Origin of the sequence: Myxococcus sp. AM010, assembly GCF_013372585.1 — a bacterium.
GTDB classification, from domain to species: domain Bacteria; phylum Myxococcota; class Myxococcia; order Myxococcales; family Myxococcaceae; genus Myxococcus; species Myxococcus vastator.
Window position 1 is genome coordinate 61562 of the sequence record NZ_JABXEO010000043.1, and the last position, 6000, is coordinate 67561.

Below are 6000 nucleotides of genomic sequence, written 5' to 3' on the forward strand. Positions count from 1 at the left end.
GTCGCCTCGCGCTCTCATGAAAAACTTCAATCCGACGGGATACGGCCCCGTCCTGCGCACAGCGCTTCGAACGCCAGACACACCAACAGTGAACACTGCTAGGGCCCGTTATTCCTTCAAAACACTCCTCGGGAATAGCGAACGGAATCCCACGTATTCAGATTTATTTTCGCACCCGATATGGGCGTTGACGAGCTCCGTGCAGGAGCCGCCGCGAGGACATGTGCCTCGCGGTTCCGCAGAGGAGAAACGCATGCGCCACACACGGGTGTCAGCAGCATGTCTCGTCCTGCTCCTATCCACCTCCGCCTGGGCATTCAAGCCACCTGACAAGGGACAGAGCGCCGTCGCCGACAAGGCCTTCTTCAAGCCAGAGCTGTACCTGCCCATCCAGAACCTGCCGTTGCAGCAGGCCCGCCAGCGGATGAACTCGCTCGGCGGCGACGCGTGGGATGACTTCTTCAAACGCAATGGACGTGAGTTCAACGTCTACGTCGACCCGCGCACGGGAACACCCACCGCGGTGCAAGGCACCATCCCCCTCATCCCTGGCGACGGCTTCAACAACAAAGTCACCATGGACGAGGTCCGTGAGTCCATCGGCCGCTCCATCGCGGACGTGGACGAGGCCGCCGTCGGTGACCTCATCTTCAAGTTCATCGCGGACAACCAGGCCGCGTTCAACGTCGACCTGATGCAGATGGGCAGCCCCCGGGTGACGCGCATCAACGACGACCTCATCCAGGTCCACATCTCCCAGCAGGTCAACGGCGTCCCCGTGCGCCATGGACGCATCGCGGCCACCATCAGCCACGGCAACCTCATCCTCATCGGCACCGAGGCCTGGGCCAACGTGCGCATCGACACCCGCCCCCGGCTTGCGCCGCAGGATGCGCTGGTGTCCGGCAACGGCTTCGTGGGACTGAACACCAGTCCCCAGATGCTGTGGCAACAGCCCACGCTGGAGATTGCCCCCGTGGCGCTCCAGGGCGAGTCCTTCAACGGCGCCGTCGGCACCGGCTACGAGCACCGGCTCGTGTACACCTACGGCTTCTCCGAGGCGGGCGGGGACCAGCGCTGGAAGTCGACGGTGGACGCCCACACCGGCGAGGTGCTCGCCGTCGAGGATGACAACCACTACTTCGACGCGCAGATGAAGGGCGGCATCTATCCGTCCACCAACATCGGCACCTGCACCTCCAACGAGACGTGCGGCACCATGCAGCCCGACTCGCCCATGCCATGGGCCAACACCGGGCTGGCGGCGCCCAACAACTTCACGGATGGCGCGGGCATCGTCAACTACAGCTCCGGCACCGTCACCACCACGCTGGCTGGCAAGTACGTTCGCATCAGCGACTCGTGCGGCGCCATCAACGTCAGCTCCACCACGGGCAACCTCAACCTGGGCGGGGTGAACAACAACCACGACTGCACCGTGCCTCCGGGCACGTCGCCGGGCAACACCGCCGCATCCCGCTCCAGCTTCTACGAGCTGAACAAGCTGGCCGAGCAGGCCCGCGGGTGGCTGCCCACCAACACCTGGCTCCAGGGCCAGCTGCTCTCCAACGTCAACATCAACAGCACCTGCAACGCCTTCTGGAACGGCTCCTCGGTGAACTTCTACCGGAGCGGCGGCGGCTGCCGGAACACCGGTGAGATTGGCGCCGTGTTCGACCACGAGTGGGGCCACGGCATCGACGACTTCGACGCCAACGGCTCGCTCAGCAACTCGTCGGAGGGCTACGCGGACATCGCGGCCATCTACCGCCTGCAGACGTCCTGTGTGGGCTACGGCTTCTTTCAGACGGTCAACACCGGCTGCGGCCTGACGCCGGACGGCACGGGCTACAACCAGCAAGAGGCGCAGGTCTCCGGCACGTCGTGGTGCAACACCAAGTGCTCCGGCGTGCGTGACGCCGACTGGGCCGCCAGCGTGCCCAACATCCCCGCCACGCCGCAGAACTTCGTGTGCCCCATGTGCAGCTCCGGCTCCGGCCCGTGCAGCCGCCAGGTCCACTGCGCGGCCTCGCCCGTGCGGCAGGCGGCCTGGGACTTCGTCACGCGGGACTTGACGGCGCCGCCGTTCAACTACGACTCCAACACCGCCTTCATCGTGGGCAACAAGACGTTCTACCAGGGTAGCGGCAACGTGGGCACGTGGCACGCCTGCAACTGCTCGGCGGGCACGTCAGACGGCTGTGGCGCCACCAACGGCTACATGCAGTGGCTGGCGGCGGACGACGACGACGGCAACCTGGCCAACGGCACGCCGCACATGTCCGCCATCTACGCGGCGTACAACCGGCACCGCATCGCCTGCTCCACGCCGACGGTGACGAACAGCGGCTGCGCCGCCGGCCCCTCCGCGGCGCCCGCCAACACCACCGCCACCCCGGGTGACGGCCAGGTGAGCCTGAGCTGGGACGCGTCCGCGGGCGCCAGCCAGTACTGGGTGATGAAGACGGAGGGCTTCGCGGGTTGCGACTTCGGCAAGGCGAAGGTCGCCACCGTCACCGGCACCACCTACACGGACGGCGAGGTCGCCAACGGCAGACAGTACTGCTACTCCATCGTCCCAGCGTCCTCCAACGCGTGCTACGGCGCCGCCAGCGCGTGCACCTGCGCCACGCCTGTCTGCGCCGCTCCTGGCACGGCCGTGCTCGCCGCGCCCTCCGGCGGCGCCTCCGGCGTGGAGCTGTCCGCGGTGCTGGACTGGAACGACGTGACGGGCGCCTCCACGTACGAGGTGCAGGTGGCCACCGACGCGGCCTTCACCAACGTGGTGGCCAGCGCCAGCGCCCTGTCGGCCAGCACCTGGACGGTGTCGCCAGCCCTGGCCACCAGCACCCAGTTCTACTGGCGCGTGCGCGCGAGCAACTCGTGCGGCGGCGTGGGCACGTGGTCCGCGGGGTCCACCTTCACCACGCGCGGCTGCGTCGCCCTGGCGGCGCCCACGCTGAGCAGCCCCGCCAACGGCGCCACCGGCGTCGCCACGTCCGCGGCGCTCGACTGGAGCGACGTCCCCAGCGCCGCCACCTACCAGGTGCAGGTGGCCACCGACGCGGCCTTCACCAACGTGGTGGCCAGCGCCAACGCGCTGACTTCCAGCGCGTGGACGGTGACGCCGGCGCTGAGCAGCAGCACCCCGTACTACTGGCGCGCGCGCGCGGCCGACTCCTGCGGCACCAGCGCCTACAGCGCCGTGAGCAGCTTCACGACCACCAACATCTGCACGCCGGTGCCCGCCACCTACAACGCCACGCTGCGGGCGCCGTCCTGCGGCAACGTGTGCGGATGCGACACCGGGCCGACGCTCGTCGCCGGCCGCGGCACCATGCCCAGCGGCACCGAACCCAACCAGCCCAACACCATCAACGCCTCCTGCGCGGACGGAAACTCCGGCACCTACCGCAGCGATGAGAGCGTTGAACGGGTGAGCATCCGCACGGTGGACCATGGCGCCTTCACCGTCGGCAAGCAGGTGACGGCCGAGGTGACGGTGTGGTGCTGGGGGAGCTCGGACCGCTTCGACCTGTACTACACCACCAACGCCTCGGCGCCTTCGTGGACGGCGCTGACCACGAACATGACCTGCACGAGCGGCTCACGGACGTTCACTCACACGTTCAACCTGGGCTCCACCCCGGGCACCCACGCCATCCGCGCGCAGTTCCGGTATGGCGGCACCGTGAGCGCGTGCACCTCCGGCAGCTACAATGACCGCGACGACCTCGTCTTCGGCGTGGCGGCCGCGGTGGCCTCCTCGGCGCCGGAGAAGTCGCGCAGCGTGCAGGGGCGCTCGACGCAGGCGGCCCGTTGATGAACGCCCCTCGTCACCCGGCGTGACGGCGAAATGAACGCGAAGGGCCTCCGGCGCCATGTCCGGAGGCCCTTCTGCTCTCGCGCTCAGTGCGCCGGGGGCTCTGGGCTCGGCGGCGCCGGGGGCTCTGGGCTCGGCGGCGCCGTCGGACGAGGTCCCGCCATGGGGCCCGCGAAGAGCAACCCTTCCTCCACCGCGCCTCGACCCGGCTCCCGCTTCGTGGCCTCCATCCGATGGCCGCGCTGCCACGCCTCCTGGCGAAGCCCCAGCACCTCATGCACCAGCACCTGCGCCGCGGCGGCCAGCGGTACCGCCAGGACCACGCCCGTCAGCCCCGCCAGTGCGCCACCACAGAGCACCACGATGGAGATGAGCAGCGGGTTCATCTTGATCGCCCGCCGCTGAATCATGGGGCTCAGCACGTTTGCCTCAATCTGCTGGTACACAATGAAGACGGCCACCGCGATGAGCGCGTTCTTGAGGCCCACGGTGGCCAGGGTGATGAGGCCCACCAGCACCGCGCTGATGATGCTTCCCAGATAGGGGATGACGCCCATCAGCATCACCATCAATCCCAGCGGCAGGAAGTACGGCACGCCCTGGATGAGCGCCATGGTGCCGGCGACCGTGCCGCCAATGGTCATCACCAGCAGGGTCCCCGCCAGGTAGTTGGCGACGGCCTTGCGCATCCGGGACACGAGCAGCCGCACGCGAGGCTGGCGGCGCGGCGACACCCACTGAAGGGCGCTCTCGTAGAGGTCTTCACCGAACAGCAGACTGAACACCGTGAGGACCACCACGGTGATGCCACCCGCCACCAGGCCCAGCGTCGACGACAGAACGTTGATGATGCGGCCCGCGACGTCCGTCGGCTCGAAGCGGATGAGGTCCTCCGCCTGGACCTGTACGCCATAACGCGCGCCCAGTTCCTCCACCCAGTGCGACTGCGCGAGCCGTTCAATCGTGGCGGGCATCGACTGGGCCAGGCCCTGAAGCTGGTGGATGAGCATGGGCACCAACGAGCCCACCAGGATGCCCATCATCCCCAACAGCGCCAGCGCCACGATGGCCACACCTGCGCCGCGAGGAAGCCCCCACTGCGTCAGCCGGCGCACCAGGGGGCTCAGTGCGATGGAGAGCAGCAGCACGACCGCCAGGAGCGTGAGCACGGGGTACAGCGCCCGGAGCACGGACCAGAACAAGATGAGCAGCAGGACCTGCGTTCCGACGACCCAGACCGTCCGCGGCGGCACATAGACGGGGAGCTGCCGACGAGATGCCTTCATGCCTCACAAGGTAGGATGTGGCTGCACGGACGGCAGGCCGCCCGGAGCCCTCCGCCGCGTTGTCAGACCTGCGCTCTTGGAAGTTCAGGCAGTTGGCGTAGCGCACACCCAGCAAGCAAGCAGACGTGCGCTCTCTGTCACGCCTGAAGTGCGAGCGAGCCGTGAGCCCCGAGACAGGCAACGCATGCCATGGGGGCGAGCGGGCCCCACCCTCGAGTGCGAGCTGAAGGGGGGCGCAACCTGCACGCGCCATGTCCGATAATCCCCAGACCCACCCGAGGACCGGGAGTGTGGAGGGTGACGCGATGTGGATTGAAGCCATCGTCATGCCCCGGCAGAGCGCCGCGCCGTACCGGCCCTTGCCGCGCAAGAAGCGTGGAGCCGAAGCCATCCCGGCATCGGCCCCGAACCGCCGGACCACCTACCAGACCGCGCTCGACGAGGGACGCCGCTTCTGGGATGCCGTGCTCTCGTTCCTGAAAGCCCACCACCTGATGGACGCGGTCCGGTGGATCAGCGAACCGGGGACGACGCCCCTCGTCACGCTCCACTGCACCCGCATTGTCCTGGAGCAGCTCCGGCAAGCGCCCGAGTTCGACGCGGGCCTGTCCATGAACCTCGAAGTCCCCGTGTGACGGTGGCCGCGCGAGCTCAAGGAACGGGGACGAAGCGGTAGAGCGCGCGCTCGATCTCAAACGTGACGCGCGAAACCCAAGCGGCCCAAAAACAGAAAACCCCCGGTGTCCACGAGGGACACCGGGGGCTTCTCAAAAAGAATCCGGCAGCGACCTACTCTCCCGCGCGGTTTCCCGCGAAGTACCATCGGCTCTGGAGGGCTTAACTTCCGTGTTCGGGATGGGAACGGGTGGAACCCCTCCGACATAGCCACCG

Annotated in this window: 3 protein-coding genes and 1 rRNA gene; 2 read left to right on the forward strand and 2 right to left on the reverse strand. The window is 68.0% G+C overall.

Annotated elements, in window-relative coordinates; all coding sequences use genetic code 11:
* The first annotated feature begins 253 nt into the window (after window positions 1-253).
* A complete protein-coding gene (locus HV826_RS20255) occupies window positions 254-3823 on the forward strand; it encodes a PepSY domain-containing protein (protein ID WP_176418671.1) in 3570 nt (1189 codons plus the stop codon).
* A gap of 86 nt (window positions 3824-3909) precedes the next feature.
* Here the strand turns inward: HV826_RS20255 and HV826_RS20260 are convergent, their stop codons facing one another.
* Window positions 3910-5109, reverse strand: coding sequence for an AI-2E family transporter (locus HV826_RS20260; RefSeq protein WP_176418672.1), 1200 nt, complete (start codon window positions 5107-5109; stop codon window positions 3910-3912).
* Window positions 5110-5414: 305 nt separating this feature from the next.
* Between HV826_RS20260 and HV826_RS20265 the strand changes: the two genes are divergently transcribed.
* Entirely contained in the window at window positions 5415-5744 is a 330-nt protein-coding gene (locus HV826_RS20265; RefSeq protein ID WP_176418673.1) for a hypothetical protein, read from the forward strand.
* 141 nt (window positions 5745-5885) lie between these two features.
* Here HV826_RS20265 and rrf read toward each other — a convergent pair.
* Window positions 5886-6000, reverse strand: a 5S ribosomal RNA gene (rrf, locus tag HV826_RS20270); the annotation flags it as partial.